Consider the following 17,659-nt stretch of genomic DNA (forward strand, 5'->3'; position numbering starts at 1 on the left):
GTTTCGCGGGCCGAAAGTGCAAGATCGACGAGGAGTGTCGCTCGGGGTCAGCGCACCGCGGCGTCCCAGTCGATGACGTAGCGCTGCTCGTGGCCCATCGTCTTCTCCGGGTTCATGGCCGTGCGCACCAGCAGCGGCATGAGCAGGGGCATGAGCGCCCGGGCCAGCGGACCGGGCGCCTTGGCCCGGTTGATCCGCGCCGCGCGGGCGGCCACCTTCTCCACCCGCTCCCGCCGCAGCCGCTCGTAGGTGGCGAACGCCGACGGCACGTCGGGCAGGTCCCGCAGGCAGCGCGCGAGCTGCACGGCGCTCTCGATCGCCAGCGACGCGCCCTGGCCCGAGCTGTTCGACGGCGCGTGGGCCGAGTCGCCGACCAGCACCATCCGCCCCCGGTGCCAGCGCGGCACCGGCGGCATGATCAGCAGCGAGCCCACCACCTGGAGCCCGTCCGCGTCGCTGGTGCGCATGAGCTGCCCGCCGGGGTCGTCGTCGCCGTACGCGGCGCGCAGCGTACGCAGCCACTCCTCGGCGGGCACGGCACGCGCCTCGGTGAGCGTCATGGGCCGGTCCTGCGGCAGGTTGACGCCCCACCGGGTGCCGCCACCCGGCTCCGGCCAGTAGATGTAGTAGCCCCGCCGGCCGAAGGCGAACGTCATGGTGCCCGGTGCGACGTCCACCTCGTGTCGGGCCACCGACTCGAAGCCGAGCAGCCCGGTGTAGTGCGGCCCCGGCGCGTCCGGGTCGATGAGCGTACGCACCGTCGAGCGGATCCCGTCGGCGCCCACGAGGACGTCGGCCGTGGCGGTGGTGCCGTCGGCGAACCGGGCGGTGACGGAGTCGGCGGTCTCCCGTACGTCGACGAGGCGCCTGCCGTGCTCGATCACCACCCCCTCGGCCAGGGCCCTGTCGTGCAGTGCCCGGTGCAGCGCCGCGCGGTGCACCACCTGCAACGGGGGCACGTCCGCCAGCCCCGGAAGGTCGAACCGCCTGCGGCCCACGGCCATGGCCGTGCGGTGGATCGGGGTGGCGATGTCGGTGACCGCGCGGTCCGCTCCGACGACGCGCAGCGCGGCGACGCCGTTGGGCGCCAGCGCGAGGGTGCCGCCGACGCCGTCGGCAGTGGTCGGGTATGCCTCGTACACGGTGGCGGCGATGCCGGCGCGGCGCAGCGCCAGCGCCGTCACAGGGCCGGCGACGCCGCCGCCGATCACGATCGCCGTTCTGACTGTGGGCATGGTTGTCTCCCTGGTCGTGGGTGCTCGTTCGTCCGCCGCGCCCACGGCAGTCGTGGGCGCGCGTGTGGCACCGACCTGGGAGGAGGCCCGGCTATCCTCGTGGTTGCCGCTTCGGGCCGGGCACCGTCCAGGTGCGGTACCGAGGTAGGGCCCCGGCGCGGTGTTGGCGCACCGCGCCGGGGCCGTCGTGTCACTGTGTGCCGTCGCCCCTCTCCGTGAGTTCGGTCAGTTCCGGTGGCATCTCGCCGGTCTCGTGGAACGCCCGCCACTGGTCCAGCCCCGGATAGGTGCCCGCGGTCAGCTCGGCGAGCAGGCCGCGGACCCAGGCCGCCTCGGCCTCCCGGATGGCCAGGTCGTACTCCGACTCGACCAGGAACAGCCGCGGGATCCGCCGCCCCTCCTCGGCGAGCGTGTCGCGCGCGGCGCGGATCCCCTCGTCGAGCAGGGACAGGCGCCGCCGCAGCAGCGTCACCGCCTCGTCGGGGTGCAGGGCGGCGAGCACGCTGAGCCCGGCGCGGAAGCGCGGGTGCTCCGGCTCCGGCGTGGACACCAGCTCGCGCGCCCAGTCGACAAGCTCCGCCCGCCCGGCGTCGGTGATCCGGTAGACCGTCCGCTCGGGCCGCCGGCCCGCCCGGACACTCTCCACGGCCTCGATGAGGCCGTGCCGCTCCATGTTGCGGACCACCGTGTAGAAGGACCCCCACTTGATCTCCATGTCCTGGTCCTTCCCCCAGGTGCGCAGGGCGGTGGCGATCTCGTACGGGTGCATGGGCCGCTGGACGAGGGCGGAGAGCGACGCGAGGGCGAGCAGGTTTCCGACCTTGCGCCGCTTCGGCATGCCGTCCTCCTGTTGCTCGTCCCCGATTACTCGCAAACGAGTGTACGGGTGCGAGCAACCGAGCGCGACCCCGTCCGGTCCGCGCCCCCGTCGCGTGCCGCCGGTGGCGAGCGTGGTGCGGGCCACGTCACCGCCGGGGGTGCCGGCGCGGGCGACCGGCCTACGATCACGGGGTGGAGGAAGATATCCGGCGGATCGGGATCATGGGTGGCACCTTCGACCCGATCCACCACGGGCACCTGGTCGCGGCCAGTGAGGTGGCCGACCGGTTCGGGCTGGACGAGGTGGTCTTCGTGCCCACCGGCCAGCCGTGGCAGAAGGCCGACGTGCCGGTCAGCCCCGCCGAGGACCGCTACCTCATGACGGTGATCGCCACCGCCTCCAACCCGCGCTTCCAGGTGAGCCGCGTGGACATCGACCGCGGCGGCCCGACCTACACCGTCGACACCCTGCGCGACCTGCACGCCGAGTACGGCCCGAAGGTGCAGCTCTACTTCATCACCGGGGCGGACGCGCTGGAGAAGATCCTCTCCTGGAAGGACCTGGACGAGATCTTCGAACTCGCCCACTTCATCGGGGTGACCCGGCCCGGCTTCGAACTCACCGACAAGCACCTGCCCGCCGACACGGTCAGCCTCGTGCAGGTGCCCGCCATGGCCATCTCCAGCACCGACTGCCGTGCCCGCGTCGCCCGGGGCGAACCCGTCTGGTACCTGGTGCCCGACGGTGTGGTCCAGTACATCGCCAAGCGCCGCCTCTACCAGCGCTGACCGTGCCCGTTATGTCCCCGGTCCAGCGGGTTACACGCCAGAACTGACAAGTCGGAACGACGCCGCGTGTGAGACCCTTGGAGGATCGCACGGTTGATCGAAGGAGAACGGTGACAGTTTCCGAGCGCGCGTACGAGCTGGCGACCGCCGCGGCCCAGGCCGCCGCCGACAAGAAGGCGCAGGACATCGTCATCATCGACGTGGGCGACCAGCTGGCCATCACCGACGCGTTCCTGCTCGCCGCGGCCCCGAACGAGCGTCAGGTGCTCGCCATCGTCGATGCGATCGAGGAGCGCCTGCTGGAGCTTCCCGAGAAGGCCAAGCCGGTGCGGCGCGAGGGGGAGCGCGGCGGGCGCTGGGTGCTGCTCGACTACGTCGACATCGTGGTGCACGTCCAGCACACCGAGGAGCGGGAGTTCTACGCCCTCGACCGGCTGTGGAAGGACTGCCCGACCATCCCGTTCGTCGACCGGGCCCTGGTGGACGCCGAGTCCGGCGCCGGTTCCGCCGCGGAATGACGCGGCTGATCGTCTGGCGGCACGGCAACACCGACTGGAACGCCGCCAACCGCGTCCAGGGCCAGACCGACGTCCCGCTGAACGACCTCGGCCGGGAGCAGGCCCGCGCCGCCGCGCCGCTGCTCGCCGCCCTGCGCCCCGACGCCATCGTGGCGAGCGACCTCAGCCGGGCCGCGGAGACCGCCGCCGCGCTCGCTGCCGTGACCGGGCTGACGGTCCGCACCGACGCCCGGCTCCGGGAACGCCACTTCGGCCGGTGGCAGGGGCTCCTCCTCACCGAGGTCGCCGAGCGCTTCCCGGCCGAGTACGCCCGCTGGCGCGCCGGCGACCCGGACCCGGGCTCGGAGATCGAGACCCTCGACGACCTCGGCAAGCGGGTGGGGAGCGCCCTCATCGACGCCGCCGAGGCGGCCCCGGGCGGCACCGTCGTCGTCGCCACCCACGGCGGCGGCGCCCGGCAGGGGATGGGACACGTGCTCGGCTGGGACGCCGCCGTGCTGCGCGCCGTCGGGTCGCTGCAGAACTGCCACTGGAGCGAACTGCGGCACGACGACGTGCGGGGGTGGCACCTGCGCGCCCACAACGTCGGCCTCATCGTCGCCCCGGCCGTCGCCGACGCCCTCTGACATCACGCCGCCGGCCCGGCCGCATCCCGGGGTCGAGCAGCCTCGCGCGGCCCGGCCGTCTCGCGGGGTCCGGCCGCGCGCGACGCGCCCTCGTGGTGGCCGGCGGCATCGGCTAGCGTGCCGGGCATGCCCGTCGCGGTCGTCACCGACTCCACCGCCTACCTTCCGCCCGAACTGGTGCGGGCGCACCGGCTGACCGTGGTGCCGTTGACCGTCGTGCTCAACGGCGCGGAGGGGCTCGAGGGAGTGGAGATCTTCCCGGCCGACGCGACCCAGGCCCTGCAGGGCCGGCGGGTCTCGGCGAGCACGTCGCGCCCGGCCCCGGAGCAGTTCGCCCGGACGTACCGCCGGCTGCTCGACGCCGGCGCGGACGGCGTGGTGTCGGTGCACCTGTCGGCGGAGCTCTCCGGGACCGTCGACGCGGCCCGGCTGGCCGCCGACGGCCTGGACGACCGGGTCGCCGTGGTCGACAGCCGCGCCACCGGCATGGGGCTGGGCTTCCCGGTGCTCGCGGCCGCCGAGGCCGCCGAGCGGGGTGCGGACCTCGACGGGGTACGCCGGGCCGCCGTGGAGGCCGTCGACCGGACGGCCATCTTCTTCTACGTCGACACGCTGGAGTTCCTCCGCCGGGGCGGACGGATCAACGCCGCCGAGGCGCTGCTCGGCACGGCGCTTTCGGTGAAGCCGATCATGCACATGCCGGACGGGGCGATCGTGCTCAGGGACAAGGTGCGCACGGCCAGCCGGGGGATCGCCCGCCTCGTAGACCTGGCTGTCGAGGCGGCCGGGGACGCCGAGGTCGATCTGGGCGTACACCATCTCGCCGCCCCGGAGCGGGCGCGGGCGCTGCTGGACGCGCTCGCCGAGCGGCTCGGCGACCGGATCCGCGAGACGTACGTCTCGGAGGCCGGCGCGGTCGTCGCCGCGCACGCCGGACCCGGGCTGGCCTGCGTCGTCGTGCACCGCCGGGCCCCGCTCGGCGCGGCCTGACCGGTGCGGGCCGCGGCTGCCGGCGCGGGTCGACCCACGCCCCGCGGAGGCGGGCCGAGGGTCGGTGTACGGGGTGGGCAGCGGGGTGTGGTCCGACGCTGTCGAGCTGCCCCGGATCTGGGGCAGGCCCGCAGGGCCGTTGCCCGTCGCTGCCGGCGGCTGCGAGGGTGGAGTGGCGTGCCGTCGGTGACCGACGTCGCGTGCGGCCGGCGGGTCCGTGACGAGGCGCCGATCCGCGGCGGGCGGGCGGCCGGCGGGTGAGGGCGACGGGGGTTGAGCCGCGGCCGGCGGGTGACGGCGACGGGGCGACCCGCGGTCGGCGGGTGGCCGGCGGAAGGGGGAGGCGAGTGTCCTGCGTGGTGACCGGCGGAGGCCGGGGCGTGGGCCGGGCGGTCGTCGAGCGGCTGGCCGCCGCGGGCGGCACGGTGGTCGTCGTCGAACGGGACGCCGGGGCGCTCGACTGGCTCGCCCGGCACCCCGCCGCAGACCGGCTGGTCGGCGTCGTCGGTGACGCCGGCGACGAGGCCGTCGCGGGTCACGCCGCCGACCTCGCCGAACGGGCCGCGCCGCTGACCGGCTGGGTCAACAACGCGGCGGTGTTCCGGGACGCCTCGGTGCACGGCACACCGGTCGCGGAGGTGGCCGACCTCATCGGACGGAACCTGCGGCCGGCCCTGGCCGGGGCCGCGACGGCGGTGCGCCGCTTCCTCGCGGCCGGCACGGCCGGGGCCATCGTGAACGTGTCCTCCCACCAGGCGGCCCGGCCGGTGCCCGGCTGCCTGCCGTACGCCACCGCCAAGGCCGCCGTGGAGGGGATGACCCGGGCGCTCGCCGTGGAGTACGGGCCTCGGGGCATCCGGGCCAACGCGGTGGCGCTCGGGTCGATCGCCACCGAACGGCACGCCGGGTTCCTGGCCGGCCAGGAACCGGCCGAGGCGGCCCGGATCGACGCGGACCTGGCCCGCCTGCACCCACTGGGCCGCATCGGCCGGGTCGAGGAGGCCGCCGACGCGATCGTCTGGTTGCTGTCCCCCGCCGCGGGGTTCGTCAACGGGGTGACCCTGCCCGTGGACGGCGGACGGGCGGTGCTGGGGCTGGACCCGGAGGCCCACTGAGCGTTGATCGCATCTGTTCAGTTCGCGACTGTCCCGCCTCGGACAGAAGATGCCGCCCCACGGGATCGACTCGTAAGAATCTTCCGCATCGTTCATCGCACACCGTGGGGGAAATGGTGACGACGAGAAGAGCGTTCGGTGGTATCGCCGCGGGCCTCGCGGCCGGGGCCCTCCTCGGAGCCGGGCAGTCCCTGTCCGGCGCGAGGCGGGCCACGGCGGCACCGACCGCACCCGCCGGACCGAAGGCGGAGATCCAACCGCCGCAACTGCCCGTACGACTGGACGGCCGCAAGGTCGAGCCGCGGAACCTGGCGCGGCACGCCCACGAACCGCTGCGGTACGTGGTCACGCCCGACACGTTCCGCGACGGGGAACTGCAGGTGTTCCGCCGTCCGGAGGCGGCCAACGAGTACGTTGCCGACGTGCAGCAGCGCTTCACCCGGGCCAGTCTCGGGCCGCGCAGCCGCCCGGCACCGCCGACGCAGCCCGCCCGGGCGCCGGAGGCGGCGGGGGACTACACGACGAACGCCGGCATCGGCTACTACGGGCCGGTCGGCGGCATGGTCGTACTGCACGAGCACTGGCACTACCAGGGAGGGAAGTGGCAGTTCAACGCCGACTGGGGTAGCCAGCGCGACTTCCGCAGCGTCTTCTGCTTCCTGTGGTGCAGCAACATCAACGACAAGGTGTCGTCGGTCGACACCAACGTCAGCTACATCGACGGCAACATTCCGTACATCCCGTACACGATCCTGTTCGAGCACATCGAGTTGCAGGGCCAGCAGCTCTGGCTCTACAACGGCAACGGCGTCGACGGCCCCGGCCTGTACCCCGACCTGGGCGTCTTCGGCTGGAACGACGTCGCCTCGTCGATGCGCTACTACTGATCGGAGTCGGCGGTCCCGTCCCGTGACCGGGGTCGGCGGTCCCGTCCCGCGACGGCGGGGCGGGACCGCCTCCGGGCCCGTGTCCGGCTCATAGCAGACGGCGGCATGATCAGGGCGTTGTCCACAGGCGGCGGCGCCGTCCACAGGTGACGGTCCGGGACGCCCGCGCCGGGCGTGGATCGCCGTAGCGTCACGCCGTGTCACACGACGACGAATCCGTGGTACGCCGACGCCTGTGGCGGCTGGCCGGGCAGACGCCACCGGACAGCTCGCTCGCGGGCGACCCGGGGCTCGCGGGCGACCCGGGGCTCACGGGCGACCCGGGGCTCACGGGCGACCCGGCGCTTACGGGCGGTTCGGAGTTCTTGGCCGGTCCGGCGTTCGTGGCCGGCTCGGCACGCGGTGTCGCCGGTGACGGCGGCGGTCCGCGCCGGGTCGCGGTGCCCGACGGGTACGCGGGCGACCCGCCCGGCGCCCTGCCGTCGGCATCGGCTCTGCAGGACGCCGTGACGGGAGACGACCCGGCGACCGAGCCGGAGTCCTCCGGCGGCCGCCGCCTTCCCGGTCCCGGCGCGTTCGACCCGGGGCGTCGCGGGGTGCGCGTCCTCGCCGCCGTCGCCGCGCTCGTGGTGCTGGGCGCCGGTTTCTGGGCGTGGCGGTCACGACCGCGGGCGGAGCCGGTGCCGGACACCGCGGCGCCGGCGGTCGGCACCGCGGTGCCGGTGGCCGAGGACGTCGCCGGATCCGGGGCGAGCCCGGCCGGTGAACTCGTCGTGGCGGTCGCCGGCAAGGTACGCCGCCCCGGCCTGGTGCGGCTGCCCGCGGGCGCTCGCCTCGCCGACGCGGTCGAGGCGGCCGGCGGGGCGCTGCCCGGGGTGGACGTGGCCCTGTTGAACCCCGCCCGCCGGGTGGCCGACGGCGAGCTGATCCTGGTCGGCGTGACCGCGCCGCCCGCCGCCGCGGGCCAGGTGCCGCCCGCACCCGGGGGCGCGCCGGCACCGACCGGGATCCCCGGCGCCGGCGGGAAGCTCAACCTCAACACGGCGACCCTCGCGCAGCTCGACGCGCTGCCCGGGGTCGGCCCGGTGCTCGCCCAGCGCATCCTCACCCACCGTGAGCAGCACGGCGGCTTCCGGTCGGTCGGCGACCTGCGGCAGGTCGACGGCATCGGCGACGCCCGCTACGAGCAGCTCAAGGACCTGGTGACGGTGTGAGCACCCGCATCGCGGAGGCGTCGCCGAGCGACGGCGGACCGGATCTGCGGCTGGCCGGATCGGCGGTCGCGGCGTGGCTTACCGCCCTGGCCGGGCTGCACCTCGGTGCGGGGGCCGCGCTGCTGCTCGCGGCACTCGGCGCGGTGTTCTCGACCATCGGCGCGCTGCACCTGCTCCAGGTGCTCGGCCGGCCCACGCCTCGCGTCCAGCGGTACGGCTGGATCGCCGTCGCGGTCGGCCTCGGCGTCGTCTGTGGCGGCGCGGCGACGGGCGCCCGGCTGGCCGTACGCGACGCCGACACCCTGCGCGCGCTCGCCGAGCAACGGGCGAGCGTCACCGCCGACCTCGTGGTCCGCGACGACCCGCGGCCGATCCGGACCGCGCCCGGGCGTCCGGCCACCCTGCTCGTCGCCACGGACCTCGTCCGGCTCGCCGAGCGGGACGGCCCGCGGGTGGCCGCCCCGGTCCGGGTCCTCGTCCTCGCCACCGATCCCGCCTGGCGAGGGCTGCTGCCCGGGCAGCGGCTCAGCGCGCAGGGGCGCCTGGACGTCCCCCGGGGTGGCGACCTGACCGCCGTGGTGCTCGGCGCCACGGGCCCGCCCGTCCGGCACGGCTCGCCGTCGTGGGCGCAGCGGGCCGCCGGCTCGCTCCGCGCCGGGCTGCAACGCGCGTGCGCGCCCCTGCCCGACGCGCAGGGCGGCCTGCTGCCGGGGCTGGTGGTCGGCGACACCAGCCGGCTGCTGCCCACCGTCGAGCAGGACTTCCGGGCCACCGGCATGACACACCTGAACGCGGTCTCCGGCTCCAACGTGGCCATCGTCGTCGGTGCGGTGCTGCTCGTCGCGCGGTGGTGCCGGGCCGGTCCGTGGCTCGCCGCCGGGCTCTGCGGTGTCGCCCTCGTGGGTTTCGTGATCCTGGTGCGTCCGTCGCCCAGCGTGGTACGCGCCGCCACGATGGGCGCCATCGGGCTGGCCGCGCTGGCCGCCGGCCGTCCGCGTGCCGCCCTGCCGGCGCTGGCCGCGGCCGTCACCGTGCTGATCCTGGTGGATCCCGCGCTCGCCGGCGACGCCGGTTTCGCGCTCTCCGTACTGGCCACCGGTGGACTGCTGCTGCTCGCCCCGCGCTGGCGCGACGGACTGCGCCGCCGCGGCGTACCGGCCGGCCTGGCCGAGGCGCTCGCGGTGCCGGCCGCCGCCCAGCTCGCCTGCGCACCGGTCGTGGCGGGAATCTCCGGCACGGTCAGCGTCGTCGCCGTGCCGGCCAACCTGCTGGCCGTACCGGCCATCGCGCCCGCCACGGTGCTCGGGGTGCTGGCCGCCGTGCTGTCACCGATCTGGCCGGCGGGCGCCGAGTTCGCCGCCTGGCTGGCGAGCTGGCCGGCGTGGTGGCTCGTGCTCGTGGCCCGGTACGGCGCTCGCCTGCCGGCGGGCACGCTGCCCTGGCCAGGTGGGGTGTGGGGAGCCCTGCTGCTGGCCGCGTCGACCGTGGCGCTGCTCGTCGCCGTCCGGCGGCCCGTGGTGCGCCGGCTGGTGGCGGTCGTGGGCGTCGCGGCGGTCCTCGGTGCGGTGCCGGTCCGCCTGGTGGCCCGCGGCTGGCCGCCGTCCGGCTGGATCGTGGTGGCGTGCGCCGTCGGCCAGGGCGACGCCGTGGTGCTCCCGGCGGCGTCCGGGCGGGCGGTGGTGGTCGACGCCGGCCCGGAACCGGCGGCCGTGGACGCCTGCCTGCGGCGGCTCGGAGTCCGGGAGGTGCCGCTGTTCGTGGTGAGCCACTTCCACGTCGACCACGTCGGTGGGGTCGCCGGCGTGTTCCGCGGCCGGCGCGTGGCGGCCGTGCTCACACCGGCGCTGACCGAGCCGGAGACCGGCCAGGCCCTGGTACGCGAGGCGGCCGACGGCGGTGACGCCCGGCTGCTCACCGCGACGGCGGGCACGACGTACCGGGCGGGCGGGGCGGAACTCGTCGTGCTCGGTCCGCCCTATCCGCTGCGCGGGACGCGCTCGGACCCGAACAACAACTCGCTGGTGCTGCGCGCGACCGTCCGGGGCGTACGGCTCCTGCTGCCGGGGGACGCCGAGACCGAGGAACAACGCGCGTTGCTGGACCGGGTGCCCCACGACGTGTTGCGGGCCGATGTGCTCAAGGTGGCCCACCACGGGTCGGCCTACCAGGATCCCGAGTTCCTCGACGCGGTCCGCCCGGCCGTGGCGCTCGTGCCGGTGGGCGCCGGCAACGACTACGGGCACCCCAGTCCCGGCCTGCTGGCGCGGCTGGCCCGCAACGGCGCCCGCGTGCTGCGGACCGACGTGGACGGCGACGTCGCCGCGGTGCGGCGGGACGGCGGGCTCGCGGTCGTCGCCCGAGGCTCACCGCCCGGTCGCCCGCCGTGACGCGGCCCAGACGCGGGGGTCTTGTGTCGCTGCATGGTGGATTGACATAAATGTCTGGATTCGCACTGACTGCGGGCTCCGCCGCCTGGGGCGTCGATGAGCAGGCACGATCCCGTTGCCGGGCGTGCGAATATGGGCGACGTGACCCCCGCCAGCCTCGCCCCCATTCTGCTGGTCCTCGGCGATGAGGAGCTGCTCGCCACGCGCGCCGTGACCGAAGCCGTCGCGAAGGCGCGCAGCGTCGACCCCGACGTGGACGTCCGCGAGTACCAGGCCGGCGCGCTCACCCCGGGGGAAATCGCCGAGATGCTCAGCCCGTCGCTGTTCGGCGGGCGGCGGCTGCTCGTGCTGCGCTCCGGCCAGGACGCCCGCAAGGACCTGGTGGCGGCCCTGCTGGCGTACGCGAAGAACCCCGACCCCGAGGTGCAACTGGTCGTGCTGCACCTCGGCGGGGCCAAGGGGAAGGCGTTCGCCGACGGGCTGAAGGCGGCCGGCGCGACGGTGGTGCCGGCCGGGAAGCTGAAGGGGCACCGGGACCGGGTGGCCTTCGTCCGCGACGAGATCCGCCGGGGCGGCGGCACGTGCACCGAGAGCGCCGCCGAGGCGTTGCTCGCGGCGGTCGGCAACGACCTGCGGGAACTGGCCGCCGCCTGCTCCCAGTTGATCGCCGACACCGACGGGCGGATCGGCGCCGACACGGTCGCCCGGTACTACCGGGGTCGGGTGGAGGTGAGCGGCTTCACGGTCGCCGACGCCGCCATGGTCGGCGACGTCCCGGCCGCGCTGGAGGCGCTGCGCTGGGCGCTGCACGTCGGCGTCGACCCGGTGCCGATCGCCGACGCCCTGGCCGACGGCGTGCGGACGGTGGCCCGGGTGGCGTCGGCCGGCCGGGGCAGCCCGTACCAGCTGGCGAGCACCCTCGGCATGCCGGCCTGGAAGATCGAGCGGGCGCAGCGGCAGAGCCGGGGCTGGACGCCGGAGGGGCTGGTCCGCGCCATGCAGGTCGCCGCCGAGTGCAACGCGGCCGTGAAGGGCGGCTCCGACGACCGTGCGTACGCCCTGGAGCGGGCCGTCTTCTCCGTGGCGGCCGCCCGGCGGGGTGGCGCCCCGTGAGCGGACCGGTCCGCACGGCGTGGGCCACCATCCCGGCCGACGAGGATCAGTACCGCCCGCTGTACGCGCGGGTACTCGGGTTGCGGTTCGTCAACCCGGGTGGCGTGCTCTGCTTCCTCTTCTTCGAAGGCGTGATCGCGCTGGCGGCGCTGCTCGCCCTCGCCGAGCTGGTCAGCTGGTGGGCCGTCGTGATCCTGCCCGCAACGGTCGCCGTCATGGTGAAGCTCAACGACATGGTGGCCGCCGTCGTGATCCGGTCCGCGGCGCTCGTACCCGAGCAGGAGCGCGACCGGTTCCGGCGGCAGATGGAGCCCGTGGTGGGCCGCGCGCGGGTCGAGTGGATCACCCACAGCGTGCCCGGCGTCGTCGTGTCCGTCGATCCGTCCGCTCCGGCGGTCCGGTCCGACGCTCCGACGAGCAGCCGGCCGGGTCGCGAGTCCTCCTGATCCGGCACGTGGTGGCGCTGAGCCGACAGGGGGAGTGGACGCCCGCCCTCGTCCACCGCGGACCCGTCACCGGCCACAGCTCGGGAAACAGACAGCCGGAAGCCCCCGGGGCAGTGGCCCGGGGGCTTCCGGCGAGGTCTGTCGCCGCCTGGGTCAGGCGGAGAACGACGCGACGCGCTTGGCGATCGCGGACTTGCGGTTGGCGGCCTGGTTGGCGTGGATCACGCCCTTGCTGACGGCCTTGTCGAGCTTGCGCGAGGCGTCCCGCATGAGGGCGGTGGCCTGCTCGACGTCGCCAGCCTCGGCGGCCTCGTGGAACTTGCGGATGGCGGTCTTCAGCGACGACTTGACCGACTTGTTACGCAGCCGGCGCTTCTCGTTCTGCCGGTTGCGCTTGATCTGGGACTTGATGTTCGCCACGCGACAGCCTCGTCTTGATAGCTCGGGTTGGTCAGCTTCTCCGCACGACGAGCATGCGTCATCGCCGCGCGAAGAGCCAGGTTACCAGGTCGGCCGGGACGAGCCAAAACGGCGGGGGTGCGACAGCCGTCCGGCCCTGGAGAGCGGCCCGACCCGCGCCGCGACCGCGGTCCACCGCCGCGACAGCCGCCTGGCCCCGCGACGTGCCCAGGTTCGCCCCGACCGCGCCCAGGTCCGGCCCGCGACGTGCCCAGGTCCGCCCCGACCGTGCCCAGGTCCGTCCCGCGTCGCACCCGGGTCCGCCCCGACCGTGGTCAGGCCCAGCCCTGCCGGCGGGCGAGCCAGGCGAGCGCCTGCTCGCCGCTGTAGCGCTGGTGGGCGCGCAGCGACGCGGAGGCCGTCGGTGGTGCCGCCGCGGCGCCGGTCAGAAAGTACCCGGCCAGCGCGGCGAGGGTGGCGTCCAGCGCGTCCGGCGGGGCGTCGGCCGCGGCCGGGTGGCGCGCGAAGAGGGCGTCGGCGTCCAGCCCGCTGGCGTACGCGGTGATCAGCAGGGTCGTCAGGTCGAACCAGGCCGGCCCGTGGCAGAGCCAGGTCCAGTCGCAGAGCCAGGCCCGCCCGTAGCCACCCACGAGGACGTTGTCGAGGCGGAGGTCGCCGTGGATCAGCCCGGTGCCGCGGGCGGCGTACGCCGGGAGGCGCGACTCCAGCGTGACGAGTTCGGGCAGCCGGCCGCGCGCGGCGGCGGGCAGCGGTGGCGCCGGCTCCCGGCCGGCGGCGACCTCGCCCCACCAGAGGATGTCGTCGCGGGCCAGGTCGGCGAGGTGGGGCAGGCCCAGCGCGACCAGGCCGGCCGGCGGGTCGGCGAGGGCGGCCGTGACCTCGGCGTACGCGGCGAGCGTCGCGGTCAGCTCGGCAGGGTCCCAGGGCAGCCGGGGCGTCCGGCCGTCGATCGCCTCCTGCGCGACGGCGAACCAGCCGGCGACGCTCAGCGTCCAGCGGGGGCGGGGCGCCGGGAGGCCGGCCGGGAGCCGTTCGAGGACGGCGGCCTCCCGCGCGTACCAGTCGACGAGGTGCGGTTGACCGGCGGCGGGCGCGGCCTTCACGAAGGCCCGCTCGCCGGCGGCGGTGTCGAGCACGCCGGCGAAGCCCCGGGTGAAGCCGGCGCCGGCGGTGCGGACGGCGACCACCGGGGCGCCCAGCCGGTCGGCGAGGGCGGTCCGCAGCGCCCCCGGCAGCTCGTCCCAGTGGGGGCGCCGGGCCGTCGCGTCGTACGGCACGGGGGGCGGCGACGGCGCGGGCACGCCGTCCATGCTGCCCCCTCGCCGAGCCCCGGGCGACACGACGCGGCGTGACCGGCCACCGACGACGCGGCACCCCGGCCGGCGTGACCGGCCACCGCGGCGGTGCCCCGGCCGACGTGACGCGCCACAGGCCGCGCCCGGGAGACGGCGCCGGCGCGACCGGTCTGGGAGACTGCCAGGCCATGAGGACCGACGACTTCTGGCAGTTGATCGACCAGGCCCGGGCCGGCGGTGGGGGAGAGGCCCACGCGGTGGCCGCCCGGGCGGTGGCGCTGCTGGCCGAGCGCGACCCGGCCGAGATCGTCGGGTACGCGCGGCACCAGGCGCGGGTGCTGGCCGCCTCCTACACGGCCGACCTCTGGGGCGCCGCCTACCTCGTCAACGGTGGCGCCTCCGACGACGGCTTCGCGCACTTCCGGGGCTGGTTGATGACCCAGGGCCGGGCGGTCTTCGCCCGGGCGGTCGCCGATCCGGACTCCCTCGCCGAGCTGCCCCGGATCCGGTCGGCCGCGCTCACCGGAGAGGAGTTCGGGTCGGAGGAGATGCTCGCGGTGCCCGGTGAGGCGTACCGCAAGGCGACCGCCACCGACCTGCCGGCGCAGCCCGACCCCGTCGTGGCGCCGGACCTCGACGACTTCTGGGACTTCGACGACGAGGACGAGGCCCGGCGGCGGTTGCCGCGGCTCGCCGCGCTGTTCGTCGAGCCGCCGCAGGAGTGATCCGACCGCGCCCGGGAGGGCGTGGGAGCATAGAGGGGGCCGGCTCCGCGCCGGCCTGCTCACGTCAGCCGACCAGAACGGACAGCTGTGCCACCGACGCTCGATTCCGGCGCGAACGCTCCTGGTGCCACCGACCCGGCCCGCATCAGGAACTTCTGCATCATCGCCCACATCGACCACGGGAAGTCGACCCTGGCCGACCGGATGCTGCAGCTCACCGGTGTGGTCGACCCGCGGCAGATGCGCGCCCAGTACCTGGACCGGATGGACATCGAGCGTGAGCGCGGCATCACGATCAAGAGCCAGGCCGTCCGGATGCCGTGGACGATCCGCGAGGGTGAGCGGGCCGGCGAACAGGCCGTGCTCAACATGATCGACACCCCCGGCCACGTCGACTTCACCTACGAGGTGTCCCGGTCGCTGGCCGCCTGCGAGGGCGCCATCCTGCTGGTGGACGCCGCGCAGGGCATCGAGGCGCAGACGCTCGCGAACCTCTACCTGGCGCTCGAGAACGACCTGCACATCATCCCGGTCCTCAACAAGATCGACCTGCCGGCGGCCCAGCCCGAGAAGTACGCCGAGGAGCTGGCCCACCTGATCGGCGGCGACCCCGCGGACTGCATCAAGGTCTCCGGCAAGACCGGCGAGGGTGTGCCGCACCTGCTCGACGAGATCGTCCGGCAGTTCACGCCGCCGGTCGGCGTGGCCGACGCTCCGGCCCGCGCGATGATCTTCGACTCGGTGTACGACGTGTACCGCGGCGTGGTCACGTACGTCCGGGTGGTCGACGGCCGCATCAGCGCCCGCGACCGGATCAAGATGATGTCCACCGGCGCCACCCACGAGCTGCTGGAGATCGGCGTCATCTCGCCGGAGATGGAGAAGGCCGACGCGCTCGGCGTCGGCGAGGTGGGCTACCTCATCACCGGTGTGAAGGACGTCCGCCAGTCGCGGGTCGGTGACACGGTCACCATCAACGCCAACCCGGCCTCGGAGCCGCTGGGCGGGTACAAGGACCCGAAGCCGATGGTCTACTCGGGCCTCTACCCGATCGACGGGTCCGACTACCCCAACCTGCGCGACGCGCTCGACAAGCTGAAGCTCAACGACGCCGCGCTGACCTACGAGCCGGAGACCTCCGGCGCGCTCGGGTTCGGGTTCCGCTGCGGCTTCCTCGGCCTGCTCCACCTCGAGATCATCCGGGAGCGGCTGGAGCGGGAGTTCAACCTCGATCTCATCTCCACGGCACCGAACGTGGTCTACCGCGCCGTGCAGGAGGACGGCCGGGAGGTCGTGGTCACCAACCCGAGCGAGTACCCGACCGGCAAGATCGCCGAGGTGTACGAGCCGACGGTGCGGGCCACCGTGCTGACGCCGAACGACTACGTGGGCGCGGTGATGGAGCTCTGCCAGGGGCGGCGGGGAACGCTGTTGGGCATGGACTACCTGTCCGCCGACCGGGTGGAGCTGCGCTACACGCTGCCGCTCGCCGAGATCATTTTCGACTTCTTCGACCAGCTCAAGAGCCGTACCAAGGGCTACGCCTCGCTCGACTACGAGCCCTCGGGCGAGCAGTCGTCGGACCTGGTCAAGGTGGACATCCTCCTGCACGGCGAGCCGGTGGACGCGTTCAGCGCCATCGTGCACAAGGACAAGGCGTACAACTACGGCGTCTCGATCGCCGCGAAGCTGCGCAACCTGATCCCGCGGCAGCAGTTCGAGGTGCCGATCCAGGCGGCGATCGGCACCCGCGTGATCGCCCGGGAGACGATCCGCGCGATCCGCAAGGACGTGCTCGCCAAGTGCTACGGCGGCGACATCAGCCGTAAGCGCAAGCTGCTGGAGAAGCAGAAGGAAGGCAAGAAGCGGATGAAGATGGTGGGCCGGGTGGAGGTCCCCCAGGAGGCCTTCATCGCCGCGCTCTCCTCCGACTCCGGCGACGCCAAGGGCGGCGGGAAGAAGTAGCCGACGGCCGGCACCGGCCCGGGCCGCGACCTGCGTGGTCGCCGGCCTCCGGACGGTGCCGGACGTCGCCGTACGCCGGTGCGGCGGGAAAATTTTCTACGGCTCCCGGCGTCCGGCCGGAGACCGTCCACACCGTGCGCGACCTGGGTGGACGGTGCGGCCGGCGAAATTGCGCCGACGGTTTCGCATTGACGTCCGCCGACCTTGTTGCCCGCCGCCGGTTTGGCGTTCTCGCGGCTCGGGAACTTAGCGCCCACGACAGGAAGCACACACCTCGTGTGAACACATTCTTGAAGGAGGGCGACCGTGGAGCTGACCGTTTGGGGCATCATCACCGCGCTCATCGTCGGTCTGATCGTCGGGGCGCTGGGCCGTCTGGTCGTTCCGGGACGGCAGGACATGCCGATGTGGCTGCACATGCTGATCGGTGTGGGCGCCGCGCTGCTCGGCACGGTGCTGGCGCGGGCGCTGGGCATCGCGACGGAGACCGCCGGGATCGACTGGGGTGAGTTGCTGGTGCAGGTCGTGCTGGCGGCCATCGCGGTGGCGCTGGTGGCCGGCGTGGGCCGACGCCGCAGCGTGACGCGGTAAACGACCGCGGCGCGCCGTACGACCAGAGTTCCGTCACGGGCGTCCGACCGGCAGGTCGGGCGCCCGTCGGCGTGTGGTGTGCCGGAAACATGCTGGTACGCGCATGTCGGGCGACAGTGTCCCGGAAAGCCGGTTTGCCGCTCACGCCGATCGGGAACCTTGGCGGTCAGGACAGGAAGCAACGACGAACGAGACGACTGTCAAGCAGGACTGTCGAGAAGGAGGGCGACCGTGGAGCTGACCGTCAGGGGCATCATCACCGCGCTCATCGTCGGTCTGATCGTCGGGGCGCTGGGCCGTCTGGTCGTTCCGGGACGGCAGGACATGCCGATGTGGCTGCACATGCTGATCGGTGTGGGCGCCGCGCTGCTCGGCACGGTGCTGGCGCGGGCGCTGGGCATCGCGACGGAGACCGCCGGGATCGACTGGGGTGAGCTGCTGGTGCAGGTCGTGCTGGCGGCCATCGCGGTGGCGCTGGTGGCCGGCTTCGGCCGACGCCGCAGTGTCACGTACCGGTAATCCCC

General features: G+C 74.4%; 18 protein-coding genes. 14 read left to right on the forward strand and 4 right to left on the reverse strand.

The annotated features are described in order from the left end of the window. Window positions 1-47: 47 nt before the first annotated feature. Together OG994_RS00195 and OG994_RS00200 are read right to left on the reverse strand one after the other, a co-directional pair. Window positions 48-1,235, reverse strand: coding sequence for an NAD(P)/FAD-dependent oxidoreductase (locus OG994_RS00195; RefSeq protein WP_328851837.1), 1,188 nt, complete (start codon window positions 1,233-1,235; stop codon window positions 48-50). Window positions 1,236-1,425: 190 nt separating this feature from the next. Then, entirely contained in the window at window positions 1,426-2,073 is a 648-nt protein-coding gene (locus OG994_RS00200) for a PadR family transcriptional regulator (RefSeq protein WP_120331139.1), read from the reverse strand. Window positions 2,074-2,246: 173 nt separating this feature from the next. On the opposite strand from OG994_RS00200, the gene nadD reads away from it, so the two are divergent. From nadD to OG994_RS00250, 10 genes are all read left to right on the forward strand, one after another. Beyond that, complete coding sequence (nadD, locus tag OG994_RS00205; RefSeq protein ID WP_120331138.1) at window positions 2,247-2,843, forward strand: nicotinate-nucleotide adenylyltransferase; 597 nt, start codon at window positions 2,247-2,249, stop codon at window positions 2,841-2,843. A 110-nt stretch (window positions 2,844-2,953) separates the two neighbouring features. Then, the gene (gene rsfS, locus OG994_RS00210) at window positions 2,954-3,361 is read left to right on the forward strand and encodes a ribosome silencing factor (RefSeq protein ID WP_120331137.1); all 408 of its coding nucleotides are present in this window, start codon (window positions 2,954-2,956) and stop codon (window positions 3,359-3,361) included. Beyond that, window positions 3,358-3,987: a histidine phosphatase family protein gene (locus OG994_RS00215; protein ID WP_120331136.1), complete on the forward strand. Its 630-nt coding sequence runs from the start codon at window positions 3,358-3,360 to the stop codon at window positions 3,985-3,987. The genes rsfS and OG994_RS00215 overlap by 4 nt, the downstream gene beginning before the upstream one ends. A gap of 126 nt (window positions 3,988-4,113) precedes the next feature. Continuing rightward, window positions 4,114-4,977: a DegV family protein gene (locus OG994_RS00220; RefSeq protein WP_328851838.1), complete on the forward strand. Its 864-nt coding sequence runs from the start codon at window positions 4,114-4,116 to the stop codon at window positions 4,975-4,977. 347 nt (window positions 4,978-5,324) lie between these two features. Continuing rightward, window positions 5,325-6,092, forward strand: coding sequence for an SDR family NAD(P)-dependent oxidoreductase (locus OG994_RS00225; RefSeq protein WP_328851839.1), 768 nt, complete (start codon window positions 5,325-5,327; stop codon window positions 6,090-6,092). Between the two features lie 113 nt (window positions 6,093-6,205). Beyond that, window positions 6,206-6,979 (forward strand): hypothetical protein, encoded by a 774-nt coding sequence (locus tag OG994_RS00230; protein ID WP_328851840.1) that lies wholly within the window; start codon window positions 6,206-6,208, stop codon window positions 6,977-6,979. 197 nt (window positions 6,980-7,176) lie between these two features. Continuing rightward, the gene (locus OG994_RS00235) at window positions 7,177-8,193 is read left to right on the forward strand and encodes a ComEA family DNA-binding protein (RefSeq protein WP_328851841.1); all 1,017 of its coding nucleotides are present in this window, start codon (window positions 7,177-7,179) and stop codon (window positions 8,191-8,193) included. Next, window positions 8,190-10,580: a ComEC/Rec2 family competence protein gene (locus OG994_RS00240; RefSeq protein WP_328851842.1), complete on the forward strand. Its 2,391-nt coding sequence runs from the start codon at window positions 8,190-8,192 to the stop codon at window positions 10,578-10,580. The genes OG994_RS00235 and OG994_RS00240 overlap by 4 nt, the downstream gene beginning before the upstream one ends. A gap of 132 nt (window positions 10,581-10,712) precedes the next feature. Beyond that, window positions 10,713-11,693, forward strand: coding sequence for a DNA polymerase III subunit delta (holA, locus tag OG994_RS00245; protein ID WP_328851843.1), 981 nt, complete (start codon window positions 10,713-10,715; stop codon window positions 11,691-11,693). After that, window positions 11,690-12,139: a hypothetical protein gene (locus OG994_RS00250; RefSeq protein WP_328851844.1), complete on the forward strand. Its 450-nt coding sequence runs from the start codon at window positions 11,690-11,692 to the stop codon at window positions 12,137-12,139. Before holA ends, OG994_RS00250 begins: the two co-directional genes overlap by 4 nt. 153 nt (window positions 12,140-12,292) lie before the next feature. On the opposite strand, the gene rpsT is transcribed toward OG994_RS00250, so the two are convergent. Then, complete coding sequence (gene rpsT, locus OG994_RS00255) at window positions 12,293-12,559, reverse strand: 30S ribosomal protein S20 (RefSeq protein ID WP_120331130.1); 267 nt, start codon at window positions 12,557-12,559, stop codon at window positions 12,293-12,295. A gap of 314 nt (window positions 12,560-12,873) precedes the next feature. Beyond that, complete coding sequence (locus tag OG994_RS00260; protein ID WP_328851845.1) at window positions 12,874-13,869, reverse strand: phosphotransferase family protein; 996 nt, start codon at window positions 13,867-13,869, stop codon at window positions 12,874-12,876. Between the two features lie 173 nt (window positions 13,870-14,042). Here OG994_RS00260 and OG994_RS00265 point away from each other — a divergent pair, with 173 nt between their 5' ends. The 4 genes from OG994_RS00265 (at window position 14,043) to OG994_RS00280 (ending at window position 17,654) form a co-directional block, all read left to right on the forward strand. Continuing rightward, on the forward strand, window positions 14,043-14,579 hold the full coding sequence (locus tag OG994_RS00265; protein WP_120331128.1) for a DUF4240 domain-containing protein: 537 nt from the start codon (window positions 14,043-14,045) through the stop codon (window positions 14,577-14,579). An 87-nt stretch (window positions 14,580-14,666) separates the two neighbouring features. Continuing rightward, on the forward strand, window positions 14,667-16,544 hold the full coding sequence (gene lepA / locus OG994_RS00270) for a translation elongation factor 4 (protein WP_120331127.1): 1,878 nt from the start codon (window positions 14,667-14,669) through the stop codon (window positions 16,542-16,544). A gap of 306 nt (window positions 16,545-16,850) precedes the next feature. Then, window positions 16,851-17,135, forward strand: a complete 285-nt coding sequence (locus OG994_RS00275) for a GlsB/YeaQ/YmgE family stress response membrane protein (RefSeq protein WP_120331126.1) — start codon at window positions 16,851-16,853, stop codon at window positions 17,133-17,135. Window positions 17,136-17,366: 231 nt separating this feature from the next. Beyond that, on the forward strand, window positions 17,367-17,654 hold the full coding sequence (locus OG994_RS00280) for a GlsB/YeaQ/YmgE family stress response membrane protein (protein WP_328851846.1): 288 nt from the start codon (window positions 17,367-17,369) through the stop codon (window positions 17,652-17,654). Window positions 17,655-17,659 lie beyond the last annotated feature (5 nt).

It is taken from the genome of Micromonospora globbae (assembly GCF_036184225.1).
GTDB lineage: Bacteria > Actinomycetota > Actinomycetes > Mycobacteriales > Micromonosporaceae > Micromonospora > Micromonospora globbae.

Bases quoted from the DNA above. Each gene is read 5' to 3' on its own strand.
- OG994_RS00195 (WP_328851837.1), bottom strand. From the start codon at position 1,235: ATGCCCACAGTCAGAACGGCGATCGTGATCGGCGGCGGCGTCGCCGGC.
- OG994_RS00200 (WP_120331139.1), bottom strand. From the start codon at position 2,073: ATGCCGAAGCGGCGCAAGGTCGGAAACCTGCTCGCCCTCGCGTCGCTC.
- OG994_RS00215 (WP_120331136.1), top strand. From the start codon at position 3,358: ATGACGCGGCTGATCGTCTGGCGGCACGGCAACACCGACTGGAACGCC.
- OG994_RS00220 (WP_328851838.1), top strand. From the start codon at position 4,114: ATGCCCGTCGCGGTCGTCACCGACTCCACCGCCTACCTTCCGCCCGAA.
- OG994_RS00230 (WP_328851840.1), top strand. From the start codon at position 6,206: ATGGTGACGACGAGAAGAGCGTTCGGTGGTATCGCCGCGGGCCTCGCG.
- holA (WP_328851843.1), top strand. From the start codon at position 10,713: ATGGGCGACGTGACCCCCGCCAGCCTCGCCCCCATTCTGCTGGTCCTC.
- OG994_RS00260 (WP_328851845.1), bottom strand. From the start codon at position 13,869: ATGGACGGCGTGCCCGCGCCGTCGCCGCCCCCCGTGCCGTACGACGCG.
- OG994_RS00265 (WP_120331128.1), top strand. From the start codon at position 14,043: ATGAGGACCGACGACTTCTGGCAGTTGATCGACCAGGCCCGGGCCGGC.